Origin of the sequence: Luteimicrobium album (assembly GCF_030161555.1) — a bacterium.
GTDB classification, from domain to species: domain Bacteria; phylum Actinomycetota; class Actinomycetes; order Actinomycetales; family Cellulomonadaceae; genus Luteimicrobium; species Luteimicrobium album.
Map to the genome: position 1 here is coordinate 2,760,841 of NZ_BSUK01000001.1, position 25,115 is coordinate 2,785,955.

A 25,115-nucleotide genomic window follows, 5' to 3' on the forward strand; every position below is an offset into this window, starting at 1 on the left:
CTGCGTCCGTGGCGGGGTGGGCGCGGGTCGGGTGGTCGGCGCGCGATCTTCCATCCGCCTCGCTCGTCCCTCGCTCGGCTCCCGCCAGACCCGCCACGATCGCGCGCCGTCCACCCGACCCACGCCCCGCGTCGTCGTCCCACCTTCGCGAGGTACCCCGAGCGGGGGTCGACGTCGCGGTCAGTCGCCGAGGTAGTCGAGGACGGCGTCGTGGAGGTGGCCGTTGGAGGCGATCGCGTTGCCGCTGAACGGCCCGGGCTTGCCGTCGAGGCCCGTGAACCGGCCGCCCGCCTCCGTCACGATCGGCACGAGCGCCGCCATGTCGTAGAGCTCGAGCTCGGGTTCCGCGGCGACGTCCACGGCGCCCTCGGCCACGAGCACGTAGGACCAGAAGTCCCCGAACGCGCGGGTCCGCCAGACGGTGCGGTGCAGGTCGAGCATCGCGTCGAGCCGGTCGCGCTCCTCCCAACCGGTGAGGCTGGAGTAGGAGAACGAGGCGTCCTCGAGCTCCGTCACGCCGGAGACCTGGAGGCGCGTCGCGGCGGACAAGGACTTGCCGGTCCACGCTCCTGAGCCCTTCGCCGCCCACCAGCGCCGCCCCAGCGCGGGCGCCGACACGAGCCCGGCGACGACCTCGTCGCCGTCGACCAGGCCGATGAGCGTCGCCCACACGGGCACGCCGCGGACGAAGTTCTTGGTGCCGTCGATGGGGTCGAGGATCCACCGCCGCGGCGACGACCCCGTCGCCCCGAACTCCTCGCCGAGGATCGCGTCGCGGGTGCGTGCCCGCTCGAGGGTGGACCGGATCATCCGCTCGGCGTCGCGGTCGGCGTCGGAGACCGGCGTGCGGTCCGGCTTCGTCTCGACGTGCAGGTCGAGCGCCTTGAACCGGGACATCGTGTGCTGGTCGACCTGGTCGGCGATCACGTGCGCCAGACGGAGGTCGTCGTCGTAGCGGGTCATGGTGACAACGTAGTGGTGGCGCGGCCCGGCCGGTCGCACCCACGCGGGACCGGCGGGCTGTGGTCAGTCCCGCTCGCCCGACGCGCGGGCCTCCACGAGCCGCCGGAACGAGGCGAGCCGCGCGGCCCGGGCCTCGCGCGTGACGTCGTCGGGCGCCTCGTCGACCCACGCGTCGAGCGCGCAGTCCGGGGCGTCGGCGAGGTGCGTGCAGCCGCGGGGGCACCGCTCGACGGCGACGGCATCGAGGTCCTCGAACGCGTGCAGGACGTCCTCGACCTCCACGTGGGCGAGCCCGAACGACCGGATGCCGGGCGTGTCGATGACCCAGCCGCGGTGCGCCCCGGGGGCGAGGCCGCCGTCGGGCACGGGGAGCCGGAGCGCGACCGCGGAGGTCGAGGTGTGCCGGCCACGGCCCGTGACGTCGTTGACGTGCCCGGTCGCCCGTCCGGTGCCGGGGACGAGCGCGTTGACCAGCGTCGACTTCCCGACGCCCGAGTGCCCGAGCAGCACCGAGACCCGCCCGGCGACGGCTTCTCGCAGCACGTCGACACCCGCGACCCCGGACCCGTCCGGCTGCCGCTGCGTCACGACGACGCGCACCCCGAGCGGCTCGTACAGGTCGCGCAGCTCGTCAGGGCTCGCGAGGTCCGCCTTGGTGAGGCACAGCAGGACTCCCATCCCGGCCACGTACGCGGCGACGACGGAGCGGTCGATGAACCCCGTCCGCGGCTCGGGCTGGGCGAGCGCGGTGACGATGACGAGCTGGTCGGCGTTCGCGACGACGATCCGTTCGTAGGGGTCGGTGTCGTCGGCGGTGCGGCGGAGCACGGTCCGGCGTTCGCCGATCCGCACGATCCGGGCGAGCGTCCCCTCGTCGCCGCTCGTGTCGCCGACGACGTCGACCCGGTCGCCGCACACGACGCGGTCCCGGTTGAGTTCGCGCGCCTTCATGGCGACGACGGTGCGCTCGTCGGGCCCGTCCTCGTCGAGCAGCAGCGTGTACCGGCCGCGGTCGACGGCGGTCACCATCCCGTCGAGGGCGTCCTCGTGGGCGGGGCGCTGCTTGGTGCGCGGGCGGGTGCCGCGGCGCGACGGGCGCGACCGGACGTCGGACTCGTCGAGGACGCGGCGGCCCACGGGCTCAGCCCCGCCCGCCGGCGAGCATCCCGGACCACAGCGCCGTGAAGCCCGGCAGGGTCTTGGCGGTGGTGGACACGTTCTCGACCTCGACGCCCGGCACCCGGAGCCCGACGAGCGCGCCCGACGTCGCCATCCGGTGGTCCGCGTACGAGTGCCAGACGCCGCCGTGCAGGGGCGCGGGCGTGATGGCGAGGCCGTCGTCGGTCTCCTCGCAGCCGCCACCGAGCGCGACGATCTCGGCACGCAGCGCGGCCAGGCGGTCCGTCTCGTGCCCGCGCAGGTGCGCGATGCCGCGCAGCCGGCTGGGGGAGTCGGCGACGGCGGCGAGCGCCGCGATCGTGGGCGCGAGCTCGCCCGCGGGGGACAGGTCCACGTCGATCCCGTGGACGGTGCCGTCGCCGGACACGGTGAGGACGCCGTCGTCGAGGGACCAGCGGCCGCCCATCCGCTCGAGGATGCCGGGGACGAGAGCACCGGGCTGCGTGGTCTCGGCGGGCCACCCCGGCACGCGGACCGAGCCTCCCGCGACGAGCGCCGCCGCGAGGAACGGCGCCGCGTTCGACAGGTCGGGCTCGACGCGGACGTCGCGCGCGGCGACGGTGCCGGGCAGGACCCGCCAGGTCGGGACGTCGTCGGGCGCACCGCCCAGGCCCGAGACCTGGACCTCGACGCCCACCTCGCGCAGCGTGAGGACCGTCATCTCGATGTGGGGGAGCGACGGGAGCCGCGAGCCCACGTGGCGGACCGTGAGGCCCTCGTCGAACCGCGCGCCCGCGAGCAGCAGACCCGACACGAACTGGCTCGACGCGGACGCGTCGACGTCGACCGTCCCGCCCCGCACCGCGCCCGTGCCGGTCACGGTGAACGGGAGTCGTCCGCGTCCGGCGTCGTCCACGCCCACGCCGAGCTGGAGCAGCGCGTCGAGGACGGGCGCCATCGGACGGACGCGCGCGGCCTCGTCGCCGTCGAACCGCACGGTGCCGTCGGCGAGCGCGGCCACGGGCGGCAGGAACCGCATGACGGTGCCCGCGAGGCCGCAGTCGACGTCCGCGTCGCCGCGCAGGGGCGCGGGGGTCACGTGCACGGTCGACCCGTCGACCTCCACGCCGACCCCGAGCGCGCGCAGGCCCGCGACCATGAGGTCGGAGTCGCGGCTGCGCAGCGCGCCGCGCAGGACGCCCGGGCCGTCGGCCAGCGCCGCGAGCACGAGCAGCCGGTTGGTGAGCGACTTGGAGCCGGGGACCTCGACGGTCGCGTCGAGCGGGCCGTCGGCGACGGGGGCGGCCCAGGGTGCGTCGTCGGTCGGCAGGGCGGTGAGCGGCGCGGTCCCGGGGGTCGTCATGACCTCAGGCTATCGGGCCGGGGCACGCGGTCGACGGCGTGGCCGCCCGGTGGTCAGTCGCCCTCGCCCGTGGCCTCGCGCACGGCCTCGTCGACCGCCTCGTGCCGCGCGTGCCGCTCGTCGCGGGCGTGCTGCACGCGCCACCGGACGCCCGGCCGGCCCTCGGTGTCGGCGGCGGCGAGGAGCGCCGCCCCCGTGAGCCCGAGCGCCCTGACGAAGCGACCGGTGCGCTCGTCGCGCGAGCCCGGCCCGCGGGTGACGGGTTGGTTCGCGACTGCGAGCGGTGCGGTCAGGGCGGCGAGCACGAGCGCGGCCGTCCGCGGCGCCTTGTGGACGGCGAGGAAGAGGCCCGCGACCGCCGTCGCCGCCCCGTGTATCCGGACGACGAGGGCGATCCGGCCCCGGGTGGCCTCCCGGACCGCGGGCACGACGGCGCCCACCTGGTCGAGTGCGGCCTCGGTGACCTCGACGTGGGGTGCGGGCCGGAGCGCGGCGCTCACGCCGTCGTACACGAACGGGACGGCGAGGAGCGGTCGGGCGAGGTGTCGCAGCAGCATCCGTCCAGACTGTCGCACCACCCGCTCGCACGCCACCGCGCGGACGGGGCGCACCCACCCGGCCGCGTCCGCGGTGCCGAGCCCGGCCGCGCCGCCTACGTTGGACGGGTGGTCGTCCATGCCGCTCTCGCGTTCGAGCCGACGGGCCAGGGCTGGACCCAGGTCGCCGAGTTCGGTGCCGCGTTCGTCCTCTCGGCGGCGATCGGGCTCGAGCGCGAGCTCAAGCAGAAGTCCGCGGGTGTGCGGACCTCCACAGTCGTGGGCCTCGGGTCGGCGCTCTTCATGCTCGTGTCCAAGTACGGGTTCACCGACGTGCTGGTCCCCGGGCAGGTGGTCCTCGACCCGTCGCGGGTCGCCGCGCAGATCGTGTCCGGCCTCGGCTTCATCGGCGGTGGCATCATCTTCGTGCGCCGTGGCTCGGTGCGCGGCCTGACGACGGCGGCGAGCATCTGGCTGACGGCTGCGGTCGGTGCCGCCGCGGGGGCGGGCCTGCTCGTGCTCGCCCTCGTCGCGACCGTCGCCTACTTCGTCGCGATCCTGCTGCTCGCGCCGCTCGCGGGCTTCGTGCGCGACCACCTCGGCGAGCCGTGGCCCGCGCTGCGCGTCCAGTACCTCGACGGGCGCGGGCTCCTGCGCGAGGTCCTCGCCGTGGTGACCGACGCGGGGTTCGCGGTCCGCGACCTGGCGACGTCGCAACACGCGCACGTGCAGGTGCCCTCCGACGCCGGCACGGTCGACGCGACGTCCGTCGAGGGCACGGTCCGGCTGGGTGGGCGCGGCGACGTCGAGTCCGTCGTCGGGGCGCTCAGCGAGCTCGACGGCGTCCTCACGGTGGCGACCGGCGACGAGACCGAGCCCTGATCTCGTGCCACGTCCGCGGGAATGTTCCGTGCCCGGGCAGACGTTCTGGCTTGCGTGACGTGCGGTGTGCTCGAGAGTCCTCCGGTCCGGTCCGACGTGCGGCCGGGCCCCTTCGGCGACGGTGCTGCGGCCGCATGGCCCGAGGTGCGCCTCGCACCCCGCGGCGCGTCGGGGCGGGCTGCGAGCCCAGGCCCCGCGAAGGTTCGGGGACTAGGCTCGGTGGCGATGACTGAGACCCCACGCGACCCGGCTCCCGAGGCCGGCTCGCCCGCTCCGACGATCGACGTCGACCCCGACGACACCGACCGCGCGCCCGCGACCGAGGACGAGGCGGCCCGTGCCGCGCGCTTCGAGCGGGACGCGCTGGCCTACCTCGACCAGCTCTACTCGGCGGCGCTCCGGATGACCCGGAACCCGGCGGACGCCGAGGACCTGGTGCAGGAGACGTTCACCAAGGCGTACGCGGCGTTCCACCAGTACAAGCCGGGCACGAACCTCAAGGCGTGGCTGTACCGGATCCTCACGAACACGTTCATCAACTCCTACCGCAAGAAGCAGCGCGAGCCGTTGCAGTCGAACGCGGAGGACGTCGAGGACTGGCAGATCGCGCGCGCGGCGTCGCACACGTCGCAAGGGCTGCGCTCGGCCGAGGCGGAGGCGCTGGACCGACTGCCGGACTCGGACATCAAGGCGGCGCTGCAGCAGCTTCCCGAGGATCGCCGGATGGCCGTGTACTACGCGGACGTCGAGGGCTTCCCGTACAAGGAGATCGCGGAGATCATGGGGACGCCGATCGGCACCGTGATGTCGCGTCTGCACCGGGGGCGGCGCCAGCTGCGCGAGCTGCTGGCCGACTACGCACAGGATCGAGGGCTCGTGGGGACGAGCACGGGAGGTCAGTCGTGAGCAGGAACGTTCCTTCCGGCGACGCCGATGCCGCCGAGGGCATCGAGCCCATCCCGCACGCGGTGAGCGAGGGCGGGGAGTGCGACCACGTCGTCGAGCACCTCTGGGAGTACCTGGACTCGGAGATGACCGAGGACGACGCCGCGCGGATGCGCGCGCACCTCGCGCACTGCTCGCCGTGCCTGGCCGAGCTGAGCCTGGACGAGCTGGTGCGTCAGCTGCTGCGCCGCTCGTGCGCCGACCGTGCCCCGGAGACGCTGCGTGCCCGGCTGTACGCGCAGTTCTCGGCGACGGCGGTCATCACCCGCGAGGCGTGACGCGCCCGGCACCCCGGGCCAGGATGTGACGAGGCCCCGGTCTCCGTGAGGAGACCGGGGCCTCGTGCCGTCCTGCCCGAGGATGCTCAGGCGTTGGGACGACGGCCGTGGTTCGCGGCGTTGCCCTTGCGGCTGCGACGCTTGCGCCCGCGCTTGCTCATGGCTGTCTCCTTCGAGTCGTGAGGGTTCGCCCTCCATGGTCCCACACGGCGGGGGTTGCCAGCGCCACGAACGCGATATAGCGTGTGCGCAGAAACGAGATATATCGCGTCGGCAGGCGCGAGAGCGGAGGACAGCGATGGGACAGCACTGGACGGTGGCGGAGCCCACCACGATCGACCTCGCCGAGAAGGTCGCCGAGCTCGAGGTCACGCTCGTGCGCGGCAGGGTCGACGTCGTCGCGGGCGACGGGCCCGGCGCGCGCGTGGAGATCCATGCGCTCACCGGGCGACCGCTCGAGGTCGACGTCTCCGGCCGCACGCTGAAGGTCGGCTACCGCAACCTCGGCTTCGCGGGCTTCGCCGAGAAGTTCCGGCTGTTCCGCTCGGACGAGTCCGCGGACGTGCAGATCACCGTCCCTGCGGACGTCGCCCTCAAGCTCGCCGTGGTCAAGGCCGACGGCCTCGTCGCCGGCCTGCGCGGCCCCGCCAAGATCTCGACCGTCGGCGGCCCCGTCGTGGTCGACCAGTGCACGGGGGAACTCACAGTCAGCACGGTGTCCGGCGAGCTTGTGGTCCGCGACCACACGGGCGACGTCACGAGCTCCAGCGTCTCGGGCGTCGTCACCCTCGCCGGCGACGTCCCCGACATCAAGGCAAGCACGGTGTCCGGCGACCTCACGCTCGACCTGACGAGCACCCCGCGCACCGCGAAGATCTCCGCCGTCTCGGGGGACGTCGTGCTGCGGGCGCCCCAGGTCGACCGGCTCGGCCTCCGTCTGAACGCCGCGTCCGGCCGGGTCACGGTGGACGGCGTGGAGCAGGTCGACCGGCACCACAAGGGTGTCGTGCTGAACGGGGTGAAGCCCTCGGCTCCGTCGTCGTGAGCGTCGTGTCCGGCGACCTCACGGTCCTCGAGCGACGCGCACCCGACGACGCCGACGCCGACTCCGGCGCGACGGACGGGCGGGACGCCTGATGGTCGCGGTCTTCGCGCACGGCGAGCTCCGCTTGTACCTGCTCGCGCTCCTCGCCGACGGTCCGCGCCACGGCTACGAGCTCATCACCGCGCTCTCGGACCGGTTCGGCGGCACGTACCGACCGAGCGCCGGCACCGTCTACCCGCGGCTCGCGCGGCTCGAGGAGGAGGGCCTCGTGCGCAGGGCGGCTTCAGGCCGCACGGCCCCCTACGCGCTGACCGACGCCGGGCGCGAGGAGCTCGCCGCCCGGGCCGACGACGTCACGCGCCTCGAGCGCGGCATCGACGAGACGGTCCGCGAGCGTGCCCAGTCGCTGCGCGAGGACGTCGCCAGCTCCATGCAGGGGCTGCGCGCCGAGCTCGCGCTCGCCGCCCAGGAGGCGCGCGAGGAGGCCCGTCGCACGCCTCGAGGACCGGCGTCCGACGCGCGGGACCGCGACCGGCAGGCCCGGGCGGCGTCGAACCGGGCGCGGCGCGAGGTCGACGCGATGCTCCAGGCGTTCCGCGACGACCTGCGCGCCGAGCTGCGGCGCGCGGACGCCGTCGACGCCGTGAGCCGGGTGACGGTCGAGACCGCGCGCACCGTGCTCGACTCCGCGCGCGCCGCGATCCGCGCGACCCTGCGGTAGGAGCGGGCCGTGCTCGGGGTCGCGCTGCTGCTCACCGGGCTGCGGGCGCCTGTCCCCGCGCCGCGGTCAGAGAGCAGGGTCCGGCAGGCCCAGCCACGCGTGCCACCCCGTGTGGAGCACGAGCCACGCCATCAGCCCGTAGCCGGCCTGGCCGGGCATGCCCGTGGGACCGGTCGCGAGGTCGCCGAGCCACTGCTCGTGCCCGACGAGCGGGGCGAACGTGTCGACGTACGGCACCCGGCGCCGGCTGGCCACGTCGGCGTAGGCGTCGGAGAGCTCCTGGAGCCGACCGTTCTGCTCGGGTGCGCCGGGCGGCGGCCCGACGACGAAGGTCGGCAGGCGGCGCTGCTCCGCGACGTCGAGGACGTTCGCCAGGTTGAGGCGACTGCGCGCGAGGGAGAGGTCGGTGTCGACGTCGTGCCGCCCGAGCGCGACGACGAGCCTGTTGTCCGCCCCGGGAGCGCCCGAGAACCGGCGTGACGTCTCGGCGTCCCAGCGCTGCGACAGGGCCGACGAGCCCTCGCCCGGGATGGCGAGCGGCATCACCACGGTGACGCCGTCGAACCGGGTGCGGGCGGCGACCCGGCCCGTCCAGCCCAGGCCCCGCGCGTCGCCCGCGCCGGCCACGAGCTCGTCGCCGACGACGCACACGCGCAGCTCGGTGCGGTCGTCCCCGGCGGCACCCGCCTGTGCCGGGGCGCCGGCCTGGCTCGTCTGCTTCACCGTGCTCCGTCCGTCCGCGTCCACCACCCGATCATTGTGACGTACGGACCGCCGGTTCCCTGGGAGCCGGCGGTCCGTACCGCGTGTGGGCATCCGTTCGGCTGTTCCGGAGCTGCCCCGGACCGCCGAACGGGTGCCCACACGGGGAGATCAAGCGAGCGTCAGACCCCAGCGCGAGGTGTGCGACGCGCCGGGCTCGAGCACGACGAGGAGCTCACCCGTGCGGAACGCGTCCGCGTAGCAGGTCTGCGGCTCCACGGCCACGGCGCTGCGCCGGATGCTCGGCGGGTTGATGAAGTCGCCCGTGCAGACCTGCCACGAGCCGAACGTCTCGTCCATCCACACCCGGGTCGTGCGCCCGTCGGGCGTGCCCAGCTCGGCCCACGAGAGGCCGTCCGCGTCGCGCAGCACGCCGACGAACGCGTCGTCGAGCGCGGCGCCCGTCAGCGTCGACGCGACCCGGTGGTCGTACGGGCCCGCGACCGGCTCGGTGCCCACCGGCAGCAGCCGGCCGTCGGTCGTGACGCGCGTGTCGGCGTCGAGGCGCAGCGTGCAGTCGTCGACCGCCGCGCCGCGCGTCGACAGCCACGGGTGGAAGCCCAGCCCGTACGGTGCGCGACGCGCCCCGTCGTTCGTGGCCGTCGTCGTGACGGTCAGGCCCGCGTCGCCCAGCGCGTAGCGGACCGTCACGACGACGTCGAACGGGTACCCGGACGTCTGGACGATCCGGTGGGTGAGCTCGACCGCGTCCTCGGCGTCCGTCGTCGTCCGCGCGGTCACCTCGAACCGGACCCAGCACACGAGCCCGTGGAGCGCCGTCATGCGCCCCACCTCGTTGACGGGGACCTGGTGGTCCGTGCCGTCGAACGTGTAGGCGCCGTCCTGGAGCCGGTTCGGCCACGGAGCGAGCACCGCACCGTGGCTCGCGGGCGCGATCTGGTCCACCGCGTAGGGCTGGACCACCTCGAGCCCGTCCACCCAGTAGGCACGCAGGGTCGCACCCACCTCGGTGACGACCGCCTCGTGCGCGCCGTGGCGCAGGACCACCTGCTCGCCCGACGGGGCGTGCGCCGTCGTCCGGGTCGTCGTCGTGTCCGTCATCGCGTCACCACTTCTCGTGCAGGGCGGCGCGGAACCGCTCGTCGTAGATGCGGCGGACGCCGCGCTCGAAGGTCGGGCCCAGGACGCGCGCCGAGCCGGCCGCGGCGTTCGCGCGGGCCTGGTCGGCGTTGCGTGCGCCCGGGATCACGGTCGACACGCCGGGCTGCTGCCACAGCCACGCGATCGCTGCCTGCGCGGGCGTGAGCGCGGGGGCAGCGTCGTCGGGGGCTCCGAGCTCCTCGACGAGCCGCGCGAACTCCTGCGCCGCCTCGACGCCCGTCTCGTAGTCGACCCCGGAGAACGTCTCGCCCACGTCGAACGCCTCACCGTGACGGTTGTACGTCCGGTGGTCGCTGTCCGGGAAGGTCGTCTGCGCCGTGTACCGGCCGGACAGCAGGCCCGACGCCAGCGGCACGCGCGCGATGATCCCGACGCCCGCCTCGGACGCGGCGGGGAGGACCTCGTCGAGCGGCTTGAGCCGGAACGCGTTGAGGATGATCTGCACGGTGGCGACGTTCGGGCGCGCGATGGCGGTCAGCGCCTCCTCGGTACGCTCGACGCTCACTCCGTAGGCCGCGATCGCGCCCTCGTCGACGAGCGTGTCGAGCGCGTCGAAGACGGCGTCGTCGGAGTAGACGGCCGTGGGCGGGCAGTGGAGCTGCACGAGGTCGAGGCGGTCGGTCCGCAGGTTCGTGCGCGACCGGTCGACCCACCCGCGGAAGGCGTCGAGCGTGTAGGCCTCGGGAACCTGCTCGACGCGTCGGCCCATCTTCGTGGCGACGGTCACCTGCGCGCCCGGGTGCTCGGCCAGGTAGGAGCCGATGAGCTGCTCGCTGCGGCCGTCGCCGTAGACGTCGGCGGTGTCGACGAACGTCACGCCGGCCTCGAGCGACGCGTCGATCACGGCGTGCGCGTCGGCCTCGCTGACGTCACCCCAGTCGGTGCCGAGCTGCCAGGTCCCCAGTCCGACGACGGACACGAGTCGGCCGGTGCGGCCGAGGAGGTGGTGTTCCACGGGTCTTCCTCGTTCTCGGTCCGCGTCCGCCACCGGGGTGGCGACGTGGACCAGGTGGCCCCTGCGGTGGTGCGGGCAGGGGTGTGCGCGTCCAGTGTGCTCGCTCGGACGGCACGAGGCCCGGCGACCGTGCCGGCCGCCGGGCCTCGTCAGGTGGTGCTCAGTGCGTGAAGGCCTGCTCCAGCAGGGTCGCCGCCTGCGCCTTGTGCTTCTTGGCGGTGCCGGCTGCGGTCGACGCGGACGCCGGGCGGGACACGACCGTCACCTCGGGCAGGTCGTCGGGCAGGTTGATGTGCACGTACGACCAGGCACCCTGGTTCTCCGGCTCGTCCTGGACCCACACGACGTCGGCCGTCGCGTAGCGGCCGAGCTCCGCTCGGATCTCGTCCTCGGGGAACGGGTAGAGCTGCTCGAGGCGCACGATCGCGACGGTCTCGTCCTTGCGGGCGGCCCGCTCGGCGAGGAGGTCGTAGTAGACCCGGCCCGTGCACAGCAGCACGCGCGTGACCTTGGTCGGGTCCGCGGTCTCGTCGCCGATCACCGGGCGGAACGTGCCGCTCGTGAAGTCCTCGACGCCCGACGCCGCCGCCTTGAGGCGCAGCAGCTGCTTCGGGGTGAAGACGACGAGCGGGCGACGCGGCCGGGCGTACGCCTGGCGGCGCAGCAGGTGGAAGTACGACGCGGGCGTCGACGGCTGCGCGACCGTGAGGTTGTCCTCCGCGCACATCTGCAGGAACCGCTCGATGCGGGCCGAGCTGTGGTCGGGTCCCTGTCCCTCGTAGCCGTGGGGGAGGAGCATGACGAGCGAGGCGTTCTGGCCCCACTTCTGCTCCGCGGACGAGATGAACTCGTCGATGACCGTCTGTGCGCCGTTGACGAAGTCGCCGAACTGCGCCTCCCACAGCACGAGCGCGTCGGGACGCTCGACGGAGTAGCCGTACTCGAAGCCGAGCGCCGCGTACTCGGACAGCGACGAGTCGTAGACCCAGAACTTCTCCTGGTCGGCCGACAGGTACAGCAGCGGCGTCCACTCGGCCCCGGTCTCGCGGTCGTGCAGGACGGCGTGGCGCTGCACGAACGTGCCGCGGCGCGAGTCCTGCCCGGCGAGGCGCACGGGCGTGCCCTCCATGAGGAGCGAGCCGAACGCGACGAGCTCGCCGAAGCCCCAGTCGATCCCGCCCTGCGTCGACATCTCGTGCCGCTTCGCGAGCATCTGCTGGAGCTTCGGGTGGACGGTGAAGCCCTCGGGCGGCGAGACCTGCACCGCGCCCACGCGCTCCAGCACGGCCGGGCTGATCGCCGTCTTCCAGCCGACGACCGTGCCGGCGTCCTCGCGCTGGGACTCGGGTCGCTCGAGGCCGGCGATCGGCTCGGTCTCGGCGGGCGGCGTGTAGCCGCCCTCACGGGTCTCGGTGAAGACCCGCTCGAGCTGAGTCTGGTAGTCCTTGAGCGCCTGCTCGGCCTCCTCGACCGTCAGGTCGCCGCGGGCCACGAGGTTCTCGGTGTAGAGCTTGCGGACCGACCGCTTGGCCTCGATGAGGTTGTACATGAGCGGCTGCGTCATCGACGGGTCGTCGCCCTCGTTGTGGCCGCGACGGCGGTAGCAGACCATGTCGATGATGACGTCGCGGTCGAACTGCTCGCGGAACGCGAAGGCGAGCTCTGCGACGCGCACGCACGCCTCGGGGTCGTCGCCGTTCACGTGGAAGATCGGGATCTGGTAGCCCTTCGCGACGTCCGTCGCGTACGTCGTCGAGCGGGACGACGAGGGGGCGGTCGTGAAGCCGACCTGGTTGTTGATGATGACGTGGATCGTGCCGCCCGTGCGGTACCCGCGCAGCTGCGACAGGTTGAGCACCTCGGACACGACGCCCTGGCCCGCGAAGGCCGCGTCGCCGTGGATCATGATCGGCAGGACGGAGAACCCGTCGCCGCCGAGGTCGATGAGGTCCTGCTTGGCGCGGACGATGCCCTCGAGCACCGGGTCCACGGCCTCGAGGTGCGACGGGTTCGCCGCGAGGTAGACCTGCGTCTGCGCGCCGGACTCCGCGGTGAACGTGCCCTCCGTGCCGAGGTGGTACTTGACGTCGCCCGAGCCCTGGACCGACTTCGGGTCCACGTTGCCCTCGAACTCCGCGAAGATCTGCGCGTAGCTCTTGCCGGCGATGTTCGCGAGCACGTTGAGGCGGCCGCGGTGCGCCATGCCGATGCAGACCTCGTCGAGCCCGTTCTCGGCGGCGCGCGACAGGATCGCGTCGAGCAGCGGGATGACGGACTCGCCGCCCTCGAGCGAGAAGCGCTTCTGCCCGACGAACTTCGTCTGGAGGAAGGTCTCGAACGCCTCGGCGGAGTTCAGGCGGCGCAGGATCCGCAGCTGGTCCTCGCGCGGGGTCCGGGCGTACCCGGCCTCGAGGCGCTCCTGGATCCACTTGCGCTGCGCCGGGTCCGCGATGTGCATGTACTCGAAGCCGATGGTGCGGCAGTACGCGTCCCGCAGGAGCCCCAGGATGTTGCGCAGGGAGTCCTGGGTCTTGCCGCCGAAGCCCGTGGTCGGGAACGTCCGCTCGAGGTCCCACAGGGTGAGGCCGTGGTTCTGGATGTCGAGGTCGGGGTGCTTGCGCTGGCGGTAGGTCAGCGGGTCGGTGTCGGCCATGAGGTGGCCGCGCGACCGGTACGCGTGGATCAGCTCGGCGATGCGGGCCGGCTTGACGGCCTCCGCCTCGGGGTCCGTGCTGTTGTCGCGCGCCCAGCGGACCGGCTCGTACGGGATGCGCAGGGCCGCGAAGACGCGGTCGTAGAAGCCGTCCTGACCGAGCAGCTTGTTGCCGATCAGGCGCAGGAAGTCGCCCGAGCCGGCGCCCTGGATGATCCGGTGGTCGTACGTCGAGGTCAGCGTGACGACCTTCGACACGCCGAGGCGCGCGAGCTGCTCCTCGGACGCGCCCGCGAACTCCGCCGGGTAGTCCATCGCGCCGACGCCGACGATCGCGCCCTGGCCGCTCATGAGGCGCGGGACGGAGTGCACCGTGCCGATGCCGCCCGGGTTGGTCAGCGAGATCGTGACGCCGCTGTAGTCGTCGACTGTGAGCTTGTTGGTGCGCGCGCGGCGGACGATGTCCTCGTACGCGTTCCAGAACTGCGCGAAGTCCATCGACTCGGTGCCCTTGATGGCGGGCACCACGAGCTGGCGCGAGCCGTCGGGCTTGGGCAGGTCGATCGCGATGCCGAGGTTGACGTGCGCCGGGTTGAGGATGCCGGGCTTGCCGTCGACCTGCGTGTACGACGCGTTCATCGACGGCATCTCGCCCACGGCCTCGATCAGCGCGAAGCCGATGAGGTGCGTGAACGAGATCTTGCCGCCGCGCGTGCGCGCGAGGTGGTTGTTGATGACGATGCGGTTGTCGACGAGCAGCTTGGCGGGCACGGCGCGCACCGACGTGGCCGTCGGGACCTGGAGGCTGGCCTCCATGTTCGTCACGACGCGCGCGGCGGGGCCGCGGAGCTTCGTGGCTTCGTCCGTGGCCTCGGCGGGCAGCGCGCTCGCGGACCGCGCCACGGGGACGTCGGCGTAGGGCGCGGTGGCGGGCTGCGCCGTCGCGACGGGGCGGGGGGACGTGGGCGACGGGGCGCTCGGCTCGGCGGGGAGCGCGGGCTCGTGCGCGGGCTGCACGGCCCGGGGCGTGGGAGCCGTGGCGGGAGCCGCGGGCGCGACGGGAGCGGGCGCGGCAGCCGTGTGGCTCGTGCCGTTCGCCGCGGTGCCGTTGGTCGCCGCGCCGTTCGTGGTGGCGCCGTTCGCCGGAGCACCGGCGGCCGCGGCGTCGTCGCCGTCCGGACGGTAGTCCTCGAAGAACTCCCACCACGCCGGATCGACGGAGTTCTTGTCGGCGCGGTACTGGTCGTAGAGCTCGTCGACCAGCCACTCGTTCGCACCGAACGAGGCGCGCAGCGCGCTGATCGACTCTGACTCAGCCTTCGGGGACACTCGGGGATCGCCCACTTTCACACGTTTCGTGTCTGCTGTCGGGACGCACAACCGCGCGCCCACCCGTACCAGCGTAGGCCCTCGGCACTCCTGTCACCGGCACGTGCGCGGCCCGCGACGCGAGCAATCCCGCGGATCTTCACAACGGCTCTACGGGCGGCAACAGGAGGGCAAATCCTGCTCGTCAGGACCGAAAAAAGGGGTTGTCGAGCCCCATCTTTCGGTATCCCGGTATCTCTTTCACCCGGGTGACCGTGACAATGTGACGGCCGTCACTCCGAGCGGCGAGCCCGCCCCCGCGGCGCGCGTGCACGGGGAGCCGCAGCCGCATCCGGGCGCCCCCGGCGCCGTCGTCGGCGACCTCGATCGTCCCGCCGTGCAGGTCGACCGCCCAGCGGACGATCGCGAGGCCGATGCCGGTGCCGCCGGTCGAGGACGAGCCGAGCTGCGCCGTCGCCGACCCGCGCTGGAACCGGTCGAAGATCCGCCCGCGGTCCTCCGGGTCGATGCCGGGCCCCTCGTCCACGACATCGACGACGATCCAGTCACCGCCCGGCGCGAGCGTCGCCTCGAGCAGGATCCGACCGTCCTGCGGCGAGTACCGGATCGCGTTGTGCAGAAGGTTCGTGACGACCTGGTCGAGGCGGACCGGGTCGGCCTCGAGCTCGAGGTCCTCGGGCGTCACGTCGACGACGTACTGGAGCTGCTTGCCCGCGTCGAGCATGGACACCGACTCCGCGACCTCCTCGAGGAAGTCACCGAGCGGGATCGTCTCGTAGTTGAGCGCGGCGGCGCCCGCCTCGATGCGCGACAGGTCGAGCAGGTACGCGACGAGGCGCGACAGGCGCTCGGTCTGGGTGAGGGCCTGCTGCAGCGTCGCCGGGGTCGCGGGGGTGACGCCGTCGACGACGTTCTCGAGCTGGGCGTGCAGCGCCGCGACGGGCGTGCGGAGCTCGTGCGAGACGTTGGCGATGAGGTCGCGGCGCACCTGGTCGGAGGCGGCGAGGTCGCTCGCCATCTGGTTGAACGCGCCCGCGAGCTGCCCGACCTCGTCCCGGCTCGTCGCGGTGACCCGCCGCGTGTAGTCGCCGTCCGCCATGGCGCGCGCGGCCGCCGTCATCTCGCGCAGCGGGGACGTCATGCCGCGCGCGAGCACCTGGGTCAGGAGGAGCGACAGGACGATCGCGAGCGGCAGCGTCCGGCTCGGGCCGAGGTGGTTGCGCAGGCCCAGCCAGGTGACGAACGCCGCGAACGTCACGGTCGCCGCGACGAGGATCCCGAGCTTGATCCGGATCGACTGGAAGCGGTCCAGCGGGCGGACGTCGGGCACCCGGGCGATCCGGGCCCCGGCGCGCTCGCCGGTGCGGCTCATGCCGTCGGCTCGAACGCGTACCCCACGCCGTGCACGGTCCGGATGAGGTCCGCGCCGAGCTTGCGGCGCAGCGCCTTGATGTGGGAGTCGACGGTCCGGGTGCCCGATGCGTCCGCCCAGTCCCACACCTCCGCGAGGAGCTTCTCGCGCGTCAGCACGGTCTTGGGGGAGCTCGCGAGCATGACGAGGAGCTCGAACTCCGTGGGCGTGAGGTGGATCTCCTCGCCGGCCCGGTACACGCGCCGCTGCGCCTGGTCGATGGTCACGTCCCCGACCTCGAGCGGCGGCTGGGCGACGGGCGACGACGCGACCTGAGCCGCGCGGTCCACGCGCCGCAGCAGCGCCTTGAGGCGCGCGACGAGCTCGCGCATCGAGAACGGCTTCGTCATGTAGTCGTCGGCGCCGACGCCGAGCCCGATGATCATGTCGGTCTCGTCGTCGCGGGCGGTCAGCATGAGGATGGGTAGCGGGTGCTCGGCCTGGATCCGGCGCGTGACCTCCAGCCCGTCGATGCCCGGGAGCATGACGTCGAGGACCACGGCGTCGGGGCGCAGCCGCAGCGCCGCGTCGACGCCCGACAGCCCGTCGCGCGCGACCTCGACCCGCCAGCCCTCGGCCGTGAGGCGCTGCGCGATGGCGGTCGCGATGGCGGGCTCGTCCTCGACGACGAGCACGGTCGCGTTCGGCTCGCCCGTGGGGCGAGGGTGGGCCGCCCGACGACGTTGCCCGCCGGGGTGTTCGGACGCCCGCCCGGCTGTCCGGACGGCAGAGAGCTCGGTGCCATAGGGAAAGACTGGCACACAGGGGTGTGAACTGCCCGGAGGTCGTGCTGGGCGCGGTCTGTGCGTCCGATGGAGGTTTCGTGGACCGGGCGTGCCGGGCACCGTGGCGCCCCCGCGCGGATACGATGGTGCGCACCATGAACGGTGACGACCCACGACATAGGTCCTCTCGTCCCTCCCGCCCCGCCCGCGCCGTGCGCGGACCCGGGCGGCCGTCCTTCGCCCGGGTGGTGGGCGCCACGTGCTGAGCGACTGGCTCCTCCTCGTTCTCGGTGTCGTGCTCACGGCCGGGACCGCGGTGTTCGTCGCGAGCGAGTTCGCCCTCGTCACGCTCGACCCGGCCGTCCTCAAGGGGTCCGGGCACGGCGACGAGCCGGACCGGCGCGACCGCTCCGTCCGCACCGCCCTGTCCGAGCTGTCGACCGAGCTGTCCTCGGCCCAGGTCGGGATCACGGTCACGACGATCCTGCTCGGCTACACCGCCCAGCCGGCGCTCTACGACCTCGTCGTCGCGGGTCTCGGGCACACCGCCCTCGCGCGCGGCGTCGCCGTGGCGCTCGCGGGGATCGTTGCGCTCGTCGTCGTGAACGTGTTCTCCATGCTCTTCGGCGAGCTCATCCCCAAGAACTTCGCGCTCTCGCTCCCGTACCCGACGGCGCGGCTCGTCGTGCCGCTGCAGCGTGCCTTCACCACGGCCGCGCGGCCCGTGGTCGTGGTGCTCAACGGCTCCGCCAACGCGATCCTGCGCCGCGTCGGCGTCGAGCCCGTCGAGGAGCTGTCAGGGGCCCGTTCGTCGACCGAGCTCGCGGCGCTCGTGCGGCGCTCCGCCGCCGAGGGCACGCTCGAGGAGAGCGTCGCGACGCTCCTCACCAACACGATCGACCTCGAGGAGCTGACCGCCGTCGACGTCATGACGGACCGCCTGCGCATGGACGTCCTGCACAAGGAGGCCTCCGCCGCCGAGCTGCTCGACGTCGTCCGCGCCACCGGGCACTCCCGCTTCCCCGTGATCGACCGCGACCGCGACGACGTCGTCGGCCTCGTGCACGTGCGCCGGGCCGTCTCGGTCCCGGCCGAGCGGCGCGCGGACGTGCCCGTCGCCGCGCTCATGGTCGACGCGCCGCGCGTCCCCGAGACCGTCGGGCTCGGGCCGCTGCTCGTCGAGCTGCGCGGCTTCGGGCTCCAGATGGCGGTCGTCGTCGACGAGTACGGCGGCACGTCCGGCGTCGTGACGCTCGAGGACGTCGTCGAGGAGCTCGTGGGCGAGGTCTCCGACGAGCACGACGCGCGCGTCGTCGGCGCCCGGTCCCTGCGCGACGGGTCGTGGCGCGTTCAGGGCCAGCTCCGCCCCGACGAGCTCACCGAGCAGACGGGGCTCGAGGTCCCCGAGTCCGGCGCGTACGAGACGCTCGGCGGGCTCGTCATGACCGAGCTCGGGCGCGTGCCTGTCGTGGGCGACGAGGTCGAGGTCGGGGGCGTGCGCCTGCGCGTCGACGTGATGGACGGCCGTCGGGTCGAGCAGCTCCGGGTGAGCGCCGCGGGCGGCGTCCCCGGCCCGGACGGAGGTGCGGCATGAGCTCCACGGCCGGCCTCGTCCTCGGCATCGTCCTGCTCCTCGGCAACGCCTTCTTCGTCGGTGCCGAGTTCTCCGTCCTGTCCGCGCGGCGCAGCTCCATCGAGCCCCTGGCCGCGGCCGGGAACGTCCGCGCCCGCACCGTGCTCTACGCGATGGAGCACGTGTCGCTCATGCTCGCGTGCGCGCAGCTCGGCGTGACCGTGTGCTCGACCGGCCTCGGCATCGTCGCGGAGCCCGCGCTCGCCCATCTGGTCGAGGTCCCGCTCCACGCGATCGGCGCGAGCCCCGACCTCGCGCACCCGATCGCGCTCGTGCTCGCGCTCGCCGTCGTCGTCTACCTGCACGTCGTGCTCGGCGAGATGGTGCCCAAGAACCTCGCGGTGTCGGGTCCCGACCGCGCGGTCATGCTGTTCGCGCCGCCGCTCGTGCTCCTCGCCCGCGCCCTGCGGCCCGTGATCGGCGCGCTCAACTGGCTCGCCAACCATGCCGTGCGCGCGGCGGGCGTCGAGCCGCGCGACGAGGTCGCGTCCGCCTTCACGGTCGAGGAGGTCCAGTCGATCGTTGAGCACTCCGCCGCCGAGGGGGTCCTGCAGGACGAGCAGGGCCTCCTCACCGGCGCGATCGAGTTCTCGGAGCGGACCGCGCGCGAGGTCATGGTCCCGCTCGCGGACCTCGTGACCGTCGCGGAGGGCTGCACCCCCGACGACGTCGAGCACCTCGTCACGCGCACCGGCTTCAGCCGCTTCCCCGTGGTCCGGGACGGTGTGCCGGTCGGGTACCTGCACCTCAAGGACGTCCTGTACGCGACGAACGGCGACCGCGACGAGCCCGTGCCGTCGTGGCGCGTCCGGGCGCTCGCGGTCGCCTCGCCCGACGACGAGATCGAGGATGTCCTGCAGGCCGTGCAGCGCTCCGCGGCGCACCTTGCGCTCGTGCGTGACGGCGACGAGCCCGTCGGCGTGGTGTTCCTCGAGGACATCCTCGAGGAGCTCGTCGGCGAGGTCAGGGACGCGATGCAGCGTGGCGACACGCTGCGCCGGGCGCGGCCACGGTGAGGCCGTGGGACCGCCGTCCGGGACGGGTGTCCCACTGATTCCCGGACCGTGGTGACATCGCTCGTCCACCGGTTCGTCACGGGTGCTTCCGTTATCGTTCCGTGATCGCGTAGGCTGTGCGCGGCGCGGGGGCCACCGGCCGTGGAGGGACGTCCCTCCCGGCGGGTGTGGAGTCGTCGAAGTACCTGCTGTTCCCGTCCGACCCGAGACCCCGGAGGTGCCGTGGAACCCGCGACGTCGTCGCCCCCGCTGCTGACCCGCCGCGAGCGCCGTGAAGCCGCGCTGCGCGCGCAGGACGCGCCGGTGGTGCACGTGCCGCCGTCGCCCCCGGTCCGCGCCGCCGCCGTCCCCGTCACGGCCACCCGCCCCGCCACCTCCGTGGCCCGCACGAGTGCGACGGCGCCCCGTGCCGTCGCGACCGTGGCACCCGAACGGACCGCCGAGGACTCCGCGCCCTACCTGACCCGCCGGCAGCGCCGCGAGATGCTCCTCACGGCCGCCGAGCAGGAGTCGCGGCACGCCGAGGTGCCCGCCCGCGACGAGCTCGCCCCGAACCGGGGTCCCGCCCGCGTCACGAACACCTGGCCCGCGGCCGGGTTCGCCCACCACGGCCCGCAGGTCGCCCGGGTCACCGCGGTCGAGGCGCCCCGCACCGGGCGAGCCGTCCCGGCCTCCGTCCCCGTTCCCGCGGTCGCCGCGCCGTCCGTCGTCGGCCCCACGTGCCCCGAGCACGCCGAGGACGTCGCCCACGAGCACCCGCTGCAGGGCGCGCCGTCGCTCGAGCAGGACGACCGGCCCCACGTGCAGACGGCCGAGCTGGAGGCGCTCCTCCTCGAACCGTCGCCGTCGGGCGACCGGCGCGGCGCGGGTGCGGGCGACGGTGGCGCCGTCGACCTCGAGCCCGGCGCCCGCCCGGGCGGCGACCGTCCCCGCTGGGTGCCGCGGGTCGCCGTCCTCACCTCGCTCGCCGTCGCGACGATCGCGGTCCCGCTCACGGGCGCCGCGAACGGCGACACTGCTGCCGACAACGGTGGGCGTCCGCAGGGCCCGAGCCTCCTCGACGCGGTCTCGGCGTCCGGCGGGACGACGAAGCTGCCCGACACGATCAGGTCGCTGGGCGACGGTGCGGTGCGCGCAAAGGCCGCGAGCCGCAGCGAGAGCCGTGACTCTCTCCGGGACTGCGACGCCGACGTCCTGCCGCACGGGCAGAACGGCCAGCTGCCGAAGAGTCAGCTCTGCGAGCTGTGGCAGAAGGGCTACTACCTCGCGAACCCCGCAGCGGTGGCGATCACGGCCATGAACGAGGCCTTCAAGGCGCGCTTCGGCCGGAACATGTGCCTGGTGGCTGCCTACCGGCCGATCGCGGAGCAGTACGCGCTCGCGGTCACCCGCGCGGGTTTCGCGGCGAAGCCCGGGACCTCGAACCACGGTCTGGGCCTGGCGGTCGACTTCTGCTCGAGCGAGACGGGCAACGCCGAGGTGTACCAGTGGCTGCGTGCGAACGGCCCGAGCTACGGGTGGGACAACCCGGCGTGGGCCCGCCCGGGCGGTGGCGGCTCGTACGAGCCGTGGCACTTCGACTACACGCCGCTCACCACGATCATGGGCACCTGATCCGACGGATCCACGCGTGACGGCTCAGCGCGGGCTCACGGCTCAGCGCTGATCGCCCGGCAGTGTCTGGTTGCGCCCGAAGCCCTGGAGGAAGCGGGGCCCCTGCGCGTCGAGCTCCCGTTCGAAGGTCGCCGCCCAGCGTGCGAAGGGCTCGTGGACGAGCGCATCGTTGGCGAACCGGTGGTCCTCGGTGACCTCGGTGACGCAGAACGACGGGATCTGCAGGTCGACGACCGGTCCGGAGCGCTCGCACTCGGCCACGACGAGCGGGTGGTTGGCGCCACCGAAGACGTCGATCACCCAACCGTCCGCACCGAGCCAGACCGCGTGCCGGTTCTTGACGATCCGCAGGCCGCCGCGGCGCACCATCTCCACGCCGACGCTCACGTCGAGCTCGCGCTCGGCCTCGTAGCGGGTGCCGCCGACCATCGGCCCCTTGGCGGTGAGGGCGCAGAAGTCGAACGCGTCGGCGTGCGCGTCGAGGACGTCGACGGCGTCCGACCGGCCGTCGAGCGCGACCCGCGCCGTGGACGACTGGACCCGTAGCCGGAGGGCGTAGCCGTCGTCGGCGAGGTAGTAGCTCTGGACGATCAGGGTGGGCGGGTTCTCGTCGAGGAGCTCGCGGGGGACGCCGCGCGCGACGAAGCGGCGCTCGAACTCGAAGTCGCCGTAGCCGGAGTCGCTCACGCCCCGACCCTAGCGTGCCCGTTCCCCGAGCTGTCAGACTCTCGCGGCGGTATACGGCTGCCAGGTTCTGACAAGTCGTGGCCGGCGTCGCAGACTGGCCGCATGCGATCGACGGACATCCTGACCGACTCCTTCTCCCGCGTCGGGGACGGCGTGGCACGCCTCCTCGACGGGCTCGACGACGACGCCCTCGCCTGGCGCCCCGACCCGCGCGCGAACACGGTCGCGTGGCTCGTGTGGCACATCGGGCGCGGCGTCGACGCGCAGGTCGCCGACGTCGCGGACGCGGAGGAGGTGTGGACGTCTCAGGGCTGGGCGGACCGCTTCGGGCTCCCGTTCGACGACGGCGCGACGGGCTACGGCCAGACGCCGGAGCAGGTGGGCCAGGTCCGGGCGTCGGCGGAGCTGCTGCGCGGTTATGTGGACGCGACGCAGCAGAGCGCCCTCGCGTACGTGGCGACGCTGTCCGACGACGCCCTGGACCGGGTCGTCGACGAGCGGTGGGACCCGCCGGTCACGCTGGGCGTCCGCCTCGTGAGCGTCGTGGGGGACGCGACCCAGCACCTCGGCCAGGCCTCGTACGTCAAGGGCCTGTGGCAGCGGGCGTCGTAGCGCGCGACGCCCGCTGCCGGTCCTCGGTCAGGCCACGGCGAGCGCGGGCTCGCCGGCGGGCAGCGAGCTGCGTCGCGCGGTCATGAGGACGAGAGCCACGACCAGCGCTGCGGCGAAGAGCCCGCCGCCCCACGCATAGGCGACGTGGTAGCCGTGCACCTGGGCGGCCGCCTGCACCGCCGCCGACCGGGGTCGCCGCCGCTGGCCACGAGGTCGGTGAGCTTCGCGGTGACCGCGGAGATGGCGACCGTGTTGAGCAGGGCCACGCCGAGCGACCCGCCGACCTGCTGCGCGGTGTTGAGGACCGCGGACGCGACCCCCGCGTCGTGCTCGCGCACGCCGAGGAGCGCCGTGGACGACGCCGGCACGAACACCATCGCGAGACCCGTCCCGATGATCAGGGCGGACGGCAGGACGGTCGTCGCGTAGGACGAGTCGGGCGTGGTGCGGGTGAGCAGGAACATCCCGGCGCTGGCCATCGCCAGCCCCGTCACGAGCAGGGGTCGCGGCCCGACGCGCGGCAGGAGCCGGGCGACCAGGCCTGCCGACGCGATCACGGCGAGCGCGAACGGGAGGAACGCGAACCCGGCGCGCAGCGGCGTCCAGCCGAGCACGAGCTGGAAGTCCAGCGTCATGAACAGGAACATCGCGAACAGCCCGGCGCCGATGAGCAGGAACACGAGGTACGAGCCGCCGCGATTGCGGTCGAGCACCACGCGTATCGGCAGGAGCGGGTTCTTCACGCGCGTCTCCAGCACCACGAACCCGATCAGCGCGGCCGCGGCGACGGCGAGGAGCGTGACGACGGTCGGGTCGCCCCAGCCCACGGTCGACGGCAGGCCGTCGGCGCCCGTCGTCTGCTTGGCGGCCTGCGTGAACGCGTAGACGAGCGCGACGAGCCCGCCGGTGACCAGGACGGCGCCCGGGACGTCGAGCCGGGTGCTGCCGTGCGCGCGGGACTCGGGCACGAGGCGGACCGCGAGCACGGCCGCGACGACCGCGATCGGCGCGTTGACGTACAGGCACCAGCGCCAGTCCAGGTACTCGGTGAGCGCGCCGCCCGCGAGCAGGCCGATCGCGCCGCCCGCGCCCGACACGGCGCCGAATACGCTGAACGCCCGCGCCCGCTCACGGGACGACGTGAACATGACCGTGATGAGCGACAGCGCGGCGGGTGCCAGGAGCGCGCCGAACGCGCCCTGCAGCGCCCGGGCGGCGAAGAGCATCCCGCCGCTCGTCGCGGCGCCGCCCAGCGCGGACGTCGCGGCGAAGCCCACGAGCGCGACCACGAGCGTCCGCTTGCGGCCCACGTAGTCGGCGACGCGGCCGCCCAGCAGCAGGAGCCCGCCGAACGCGAGCGTGTACGCGGTGATCGCCCACTGGCGGTCGGCGTCGGAGATCCCGAGGTCGCGCGCCGCGGACGGCAGCGCGATGTTCATGATCGAGGTGTCGAGCAGGAGCATGAGCTGCGCGACGGCGATGACGGCGAGCGCCGCCCAGCGTCGCGGGTGGCCGGCGGCCGACTCGGCCGGCGCGGGGCCGGTCGTCGTGCCGGGCGACGGCGGCTCCGCCGTCGTGGTGGTCGGTTCGGACATGGTCGCTCCCTGAGAGTCGTGGTGCGGGACGGTGCGGTCGACGTGCTCAGGGCTCAGCGTGTTCCCAGGGAGGGTGGGTCCGCGTCGGCCCGGCGTGGTCACTTCGCGCTGCCGCCCCGGCACCAGGGGCCCGGCCCGCGTACTCCCGCGGGACCGTCCGCGACGTACGCCCGTCGGGTGACGACGTGGCGGACGCCGGGTGCCTACGATGCCCGGGTGCGTACCGACGGGGGCTGGAGAAGGTTCTACGCCGTCGGGTGGCTGGTGTCCGCGGCGGCGTTCGCGGCGGCGTTCCACCAGTGGAAGATGCACGTCCACGAGGTCGTGAAGCGGGCCGAGGAGGCCGAGCGCACCCAGGAGGAGTTCGCGCGGCGGCTGGCCGTCGAGGAGCGGCTGCGGATCGCGCGCGAGCTGCACGACTCGCTGACCCGCTCGATCTCGGTCGTCTCGATCCAGGCGAACGTCGCCACCCACCTCGCGCGCAAGCGCGGCGAGGACGTGCCCGAGTCGATCGTCGCGATCCAGGAGGCCGCGGGCGAGGCGATGCGTGAGCTGCGGGACACGCTCGCGACGCTGCGCAGCCCGGACCAGGCGGCCGGGCACGGGCTCGCCGACCTGCCGGGCCTCGTCAGCCGGACGAACGCCGCGGGCCTCCCGACGCGCGTGTCCGTGACCGGACGCGAGCGCCCCGTGCCGCCGCACGTCGACGCTGCCGCGTTCCGGATCGTCCAGGAGGCGCTGACGAACGCCGCCCGCCACGCCGGACCCGCCACCGTGTCCGTCCTGCTCGACTACCGGGGCGACACGCTGACCGTCCAGGTCGACGACGACGGCACCGGTACCTCGGGCCCCGTCCGGCCCGGTCGGGGGCTCGTCGGGATGCGTGAGCGCACGACGGCGCTCGGCGGCCGTCTGGACGTCGCGCCCGGGCCGACGGGCGGGTTCCGGGTGCGCGCCGAGCTGCCGACGGCGGCGCTCGTCGCGGACGCGGGTGCGGGCGCGTGACCGGGGTCGACGCGCCCGCTGCGGCGCCCGTCCGCGTGCTCCTGTGCGACGACCAGCCCCTCATCCGCAGCGGGATCCGCGCTCTGCTCGACGCCGAGGACGGCGTCACGGTCGTCGGGGAGGCGGGCGACGGCGAGTAGGCGG

24 protein-coding genes are annotated in these 25,115 nt (G+C 73.8%); 11 read left to right on the plus strand and 13 right to left on the minus strand.

Annotated features, from left to right (window positions below; translation table 11 throughout):
- Window positions 1-180: 180 nt before the first annotated feature.
- The 4 genes from hisN to QQK45_RS14180 all read right to left on the minus strand — a co-directional run bounded on the left by hisN (window position 181) and on the right by QQK45_RS14180 (window position 4,122).
- Window positions 181-963, minus strand: coding sequence for a histidinol-phosphatase (gene hisN, locus QQK45_RS14165; RefSeq protein ID WP_284293854.1), 783 nt, complete (start codon window positions 961-963; stop codon window positions 181-183).
- Window positions 964-1,026: 63 nt separating this feature from the next.
- The gene (gene rsgA / locus QQK45_RS14170; RefSeq protein WP_284293856.1) at window positions 1,027-2,100 is read right to left on the minus strand and encodes a ribosome small subunit-dependent GTPase A; all 1,074 of its coding nucleotides are present in this window, start codon (window positions 2,098-2,100) and stop codon (window positions 1,027-1,029) included.
- Window positions 2,101-2,104: 4 nt separating this feature from the next.
- Window positions 2,105-3,445, minus strand: a complete 1,341-nt coding sequence (aroA, locus tag QQK45_RS14175) for a 3-phosphoshikimate 1-carboxyvinyltransferase (RefSeq protein WP_284293857.1) — start codon at window positions 3,443-3,445, stop codon at window positions 2,105-2,107.
- Between the two features lie 53 nt (window positions 3,446-3,498).
- Window positions 3,499-4,122, minus strand: a complete 624-nt coding sequence (locus tag QQK45_RS14180) for a DoxX family protein (protein WP_284293859.1) — start codon at window positions 4,120-4,122, stop codon at window positions 3,499-3,501.
- On the opposite strand from QQK45_RS14180, the gene QQK45_RS14185 reads away from it, so the two are divergent.
- The 3 genes from QQK45_RS14185 to rsrA are packed head-to-tail and all read left to right on the plus strand — an operon-like array spanning window position 4,111 to window position 6,086.
- Window positions 4,111-4,863 carry an MgtC/SapB family protein gene (locus QQK45_RS14185; protein ID WP_284293861.1) on the plus strand — a complete coding sequence of 251 codons (753 nt, stop codon included), beginning with the start codon at window positions 4,111-4,113 and terminating at the stop codon, window positions 4,861-4,863. The genes QQK45_RS14180 and QQK45_RS14185 overlap by 12 nt on opposite strands.
- A 54-nt stretch (window positions 4,864-4,917) precedes the next feature.
- Complete coding sequence (locus QQK45_RS14190) at window positions 4,918-5,769, plus strand: sigma-70 family RNA polymerase sigma factor (RefSeq protein ID WP_431310281.1); 852 nt, start codon at window positions 4,918-4,920, stop codon at window positions 5,767-5,769.
- Window positions 5,766-6,086, plus strand: a complete 321-nt coding sequence (gene rsrA, locus QQK45_RS14195) for a mycothiol system anti-sigma-R factor (protein ID WP_284293863.1) — start codon at window positions 5,766-5,768, stop codon at window positions 6,084-6,086. The genes QQK45_RS14190 and rsrA overlap by 4 nt, the downstream gene beginning before the upstream one ends.
- A gap of 86 nt (window positions 6,087-6,172) precedes the next feature.
- On the opposite strand, the gene QQK45_RS23310 is transcribed toward rsrA, so the two are convergent.
- Entirely contained in the window at window positions 6,173-6,247 is a 75-nt protein-coding gene (locus QQK45_RS23310; RefSeq protein ID WP_098459088.1) for a 50S ribosomal protein bL37, read from the minus strand.
- Between the two features lie 137 nt (window positions 6,248-6,384).
- On the opposite strand from QQK45_RS23310, the gene QQK45_RS14200 reads away from it, so the two are divergent.
- Together QQK45_RS14200 and QQK45_RS14205 are read left to right on the plus strand one after the other, a co-directional pair.
- The gene (locus QQK45_RS14200; protein WP_284293864.1) at window positions 6,385-7,131 is read left to right on the plus strand and encodes a DUF4097 family beta strand repeat-containing protein; all 747 of its coding nucleotides are present in this window, start codon (window positions 6,385-6,387) and stop codon (window positions 7,129-7,131) included.
- Window positions 7,132-7,222: 91 nt separating this feature from the next.
- Window positions 7,223-7,852, plus strand: coding sequence for a PadR family transcriptional regulator (locus tag QQK45_RS14205; RefSeq protein ID WP_284293865.1), 630 nt, complete (start codon window positions 7,223-7,225; stop codon window positions 7,850-7,852).
- 66 nt (window positions 7,853-7,918) lie between these two features.
- On the opposite strand, the gene QQK45_RS14210 is transcribed toward QQK45_RS14205, so the two are convergent.
- The 6 genes from QQK45_RS14210 to QQK45_RS14235 form a co-directional block, all read right to left on the minus strand.
- Window positions 7,919-8,509, minus strand: a complete 591-nt coding sequence (locus QQK45_RS14210; protein WP_284295060.1) for a GDSL-type esterase/lipase family protein — start codon at window positions 8,507-8,509, stop codon at window positions 7,919-7,921.
- Window positions 8,510-8,725: 216 nt separating this feature from the next.
- Window positions 8,726-9,676 carry an aldose 1-epimerase family protein gene (locus QQK45_RS14215; protein WP_284293866.1) on the minus strand — a complete coding sequence of 317 codons (951 nt, stop codon included), beginning with the start codon at window positions 9,674-9,676 and terminating at the stop codon, window positions 8,726-8,728.
- A gap of 4 nt (window positions 9,677-9,680) precedes the next feature.
- Window positions 9,681-10,691: an aldo/keto reductase gene (locus QQK45_RS14220; protein WP_284293867.1), complete on the minus strand. Its 1,011-nt coding sequence runs from the start codon at window positions 10,689-10,691 to the stop codon at window positions 9,681-9,683.
- A gap of 160 nt (window positions 10,692-10,851) precedes the next feature.
- Entirely contained in the window at window positions 10,852-14,673 is a 3,822-nt protein-coding gene (locus QQK45_RS14225; RefSeq protein WP_431310343.1) for a multifunctional oxoglutarate decarboxylase/oxoglutarate dehydrogenase thiamine pyrophosphate-binding subunit/dihydrolipoyllysine-residue succinyltransferase subunit, read from the minus strand.
- Between the two features lie 184 nt (window positions 14,674-14,857).
- The gene (locus tag QQK45_RS14230) at window positions 14,858-16,045 is read right to left on the minus strand and encodes a HAMP domain-containing sensor histidine kinase (RefSeq protein WP_284293869.1); all 1,188 of its coding nucleotides are present in this window, start codon (window positions 16,043-16,045) and stop codon (window positions 14,858-14,860) included.
- Window positions 16,042-16,719, minus strand: a complete 678-nt coding sequence (locus QQK45_RS14235; RefSeq protein WP_284293870.1) for a response regulator transcription factor — start codon at window positions 16,717-16,719, stop codon at window positions 16,042-16,044. Before QQK45_RS14235 ends, QQK45_RS14230 begins: the two co-directional genes overlap by 4 nt.
- A gap of 349 nt (window positions 16,720-17,068) precedes the next feature.
- Here QQK45_RS14235 and QQK45_RS14240 point away from each other — a divergent pair, with 349 nt between their 5' ends.
- The 3 genes from QQK45_RS14240 (at window position 17,069) to QQK45_RS14250 (ending at window position 21,072) form a co-directional block, all read left to right on the plus strand.
- On the plus strand, window positions 17,069-18,403 hold the full coding sequence (locus tag QQK45_RS14240) for a hemolysin family protein (protein WP_284293871.1): 1,335 nt from the start codon (window positions 17,069-17,071) through the stop codon (window positions 18,401-18,403).
- Entirely contained in the window at window positions 18,400-19,458 is a 1,059-nt protein-coding gene (locus QQK45_RS14245; protein WP_284293872.1) for a hemolysin family protein, read from the plus strand. Before QQK45_RS14240 ends, QQK45_RS14245 begins: the two co-directional genes overlap by 4 nt.
- A gap of 222 nt (window positions 19,459-19,680) precedes the next feature.
- On the plus strand, window positions 19,681-21,072 hold the full coding sequence (locus QQK45_RS14250) for a D-alanyl-D-alanine carboxypeptidase family protein (RefSeq protein WP_284293873.1): 1,392 nt from the start codon (window positions 19,681-19,683) through the stop codon (window positions 21,070-21,072).
- A gap of 42 nt (window positions 21,073-21,114) precedes the next feature.
- Here QQK45_RS14250 and QQK45_RS14255 read toward each other — a convergent pair whose 3' ends face one another.
- Window positions 21,115-21,759 carry a CYTH domain-containing protein gene (locus QQK45_RS14255; protein WP_284293874.1) on the minus strand — a complete coding sequence of 215 codons (645 nt, stop codon included), beginning with the start codon at window positions 21,757-21,759 and terminating at the stop codon, window positions 21,115-21,117.
- A 102-nt stretch (window positions 21,760-21,861) separates the two neighbouring features.
- On the opposite strand from QQK45_RS14255, the gene QQK45_RS14260 reads away from it, so the two are divergent.
- Window positions 21,862-22,371: a mycothiol transferase gene (locus tag QQK45_RS14260; RefSeq protein WP_284293875.1), complete on the plus strand. Its 510-nt coding sequence runs from the start codon at window positions 21,862-21,864 to the stop codon at window positions 22,369-22,371.
- Window positions 22,372-22,451: 80 nt separating this feature from the next.
- Here the strand turns inward: QQK45_RS14260 and QQK45_RS14265 are convergent, their stop codons facing one another.
- Window positions 22,452-23,966: an MFS transporter gene (locus QQK45_RS14265; protein WP_284293877.1), complete on the minus strand. Its 1,515-nt coding sequence runs from the start codon at window positions 23,964-23,966 to the stop codon at window positions 22,452-22,454.
- Between the two features lie 216 nt (window positions 23,967-24,182).
- Here QQK45_RS14265 and QQK45_RS14270 point away from each other — a divergent pair, with 216 nt between their 5' ends.
- Window positions 24,183-24,971, plus strand: a complete 789-nt coding sequence (locus tag QQK45_RS14270) for a sensor histidine kinase (RefSeq protein WP_284293878.1) — start codon at window positions 24,183-24,185, stop codon at window positions 24,969-24,971.
- Window positions 24,968-25,111: a response regulator transcription factor gene (locus QQK45_RS23315; protein ID WP_431310282.1), complete on the plus strand. Its 144-nt coding sequence runs from the start codon at window positions 24,968-24,970 to the stop codon at window positions 25,109-25,111. The genes QQK45_RS14270 and QQK45_RS23315 overlap by 4 nt, the downstream gene beginning before the upstream one ends.
- Window positions 25,112-25,115: the final 4 nt, after the last annotated feature.

Excerpts from the sequence above, each read along its gene's own strand:
- QQK45_RS14230 (WP_284293869.1), bottom strand. The coding sequence starts at position 16,045 with ATGAGCCGCACCGGCGAGCGCGCCGGGGCCCGGATCGCCCGGGTGCCC.
- QQK45_RS14215 (WP_284293866.1), bottom strand. The coding sequence starts at position 9,676 with ATGACGGACACGACGACGACCCGGACGACGGCGCACGCCCCGTCGGGC.
- QQK45_RS14180 (WP_284293859.1), bottom strand. The coding sequence starts at position 4,122 with ATGGACGACCACCCGTCCAACGTAGGCGGCGCGGCCGGGCTCGGCACC.
- QQK45_RS14265 (WP_284293877.1), bottom strand. The coding sequence starts at position 23,966 with ATGTCCGAACCGACCACCACGACGGCGGAGCCGCCGTCGCCCGGCACG.
- QQK45_RS14205 (WP_284293865.1), top strand. The coding sequence starts at position 7,223 with ATGGTCGCGGTCTTCGCGCACGGCGAGCTCCGCTTGTACCTGCTCGCG.
- QQK45_RS14245 (WP_284293872.1), top strand. The coding sequence starts at position 18,400 with ATGAGCTCCACGGCCGGCCTCGTCCTCGGCATCGTCCTGCTCCTCGGC.
- hisN (WP_284293854.1), bottom strand. The coding sequence starts at position 963 with ATGACCCGCTACGACGACGACCTCCGTCTGGCGCACGTGATCGCCGAC.
- aroA (WP_284293857.1), bottom strand. The coding sequence starts at position 3,445 with ATGACGACCCCCGGGACCGCGCCGCTCACCGCCCTGCCGACCGACGAC.
- QQK45_RS14200 (WP_284293864.1), top strand. The coding sequence starts at position 6,385 with ATGGGACAGCACTGGACGGTGGCGGAGCCCACCACGATCGACCTCGCC.
- QQK45_RS14260 (WP_284293875.1), top strand. The coding sequence starts at position 21,862 with ATGCGATCGACGGACATCCTGACCGACTCCTTCTCCCGCGTCGGGGAC.